Origin of the sequence: Shigella sp. FC1544, from assembly GCF_001722145.1 — a bacterium.
In the GTDB taxonomy this organism is placed as follows: Bacteria; Pseudomonadota; Gammaproteobacteria; order Enterobacterales; family Enterobacteriaceae; genus Escherichia; species Escherichia coli.
This window is the reverse complement of sequence record NZ_MECT01000346.1, coordinates 1-974: the sequence shown is the minus strand read 5'-3', so window position 1 is coordinate 974 and position 974 is coordinate 1. Positions and strand designations below refer to the sequence as shown.

Below are 974 nucleotides of genomic sequence, written 5' to 3'. Positions count from 1 at the left end.
GGCTGGGACGGAAGTCGCTGTCGTTCTCAAAATCGGTGGAGCTGCATGACAAAGTCATCGGGCATTATCTGAACATAAAACACTATCAATAAGTTGGAGTCATTACCGCAGAGGCGTTCGAGCATTATAACGAATGGCATCCGCATAGTGCGCTGGGTTATCGCTCGCCACGGGAATATCTGCGGCAGCGGGCTTGTAATGGGTTAAGTGATAACAGATGTCTGGAAATATAGGGGCAAATCCACTAACGCGCTTGTCTATTCTCACGGCGAAGATGTTTATAGTTATGAAAGTGGTGCTCATAGTGATTTTGACAGTATTCGCACTGTAATAAGACCGGCCTGGATCTGGAATACATGGAATCAGACGGGGCTTGAATTAGGCTGGTTTAAGCAACAGAACAAAACTCAGCAGGGTGTAACACTAAATGAATCGGCTTATAAAACGACACTCTGGCATGCATTGAAAGTGGGTGAAAGCATTTTAGGTTCACGACCAGAAATTCGCTTCTATGGAACGTATATCAATATTCTGGATAACGAATTATCGAATTTTAAGTTTAATGAGAACAGCAAAGACGAGTTTATGGCCGGCATCCAGGCGGAAGTCTGGTGGTAATCTATTTTAGTTAAGGAGTTGTGTATGTCAGGATTTAAAAAAGGTTTTTTTGAAGTGGCACACTGAATTTGGCCACCTGAACAGAGGTGATATGCTCACCTCAGAACAACACAGGTGCTCCAATGAAAAAAAGAAATTTTAGCGCAGAGTTTAAACGCGAATCCGCTCAACTGGTTGTTGACCAGAAATACACGGTGGCAGATGCCGCCAAAGCTATGGATGTTGGCCTTTCCACAATGACAAGATGGGTCAAACAACTGCGTGATGAGCGTCAGGGCAAAACACCAAAAGCCTCTCCGATAACACCAGAACAAATCGAAATACGTAAGCTGAGGAAAAAGCTACAACGCATTGAA

The 974-nt window shown here is 43.9% G+C and carries 2 protein-coding genes and 2 pseudogenes; all 4 read left to right on the top strand.

What is annotated here, in order from left to right; all coding sequences use genetic code 11:
• Positions 1-92: IS1 family transposase (locus tag BGK49_RS27590; RefSeq protein ID WP_024193989.1), on the top strand; the 92-nt coding region annotated here is incomplete at its 5' end.
• Between the two features lie 15 nt (positions 93-107).
• Positions 108-233 (top strand): annotated as a pseudogene (locus BGK49_RS27585) (integrase core domain-containing protein); the annotation flags it as partial.
• A gap of 13 nt (positions 234-246) precedes the next feature.
• Positions 247-618: pseudogene (locus BGK49_RS16105) on the top strand (carbohydrate porin); the annotation flags it as partial.
• 122 nt (positions 619-740) lie between these two features.
• On the top strand, positions 741-974 hold a 234-nt coding region (locus BGK49_RS16100), incomplete at its 3' end, for an IS3 family transposase (RefSeq protein ID WP_069375777.1).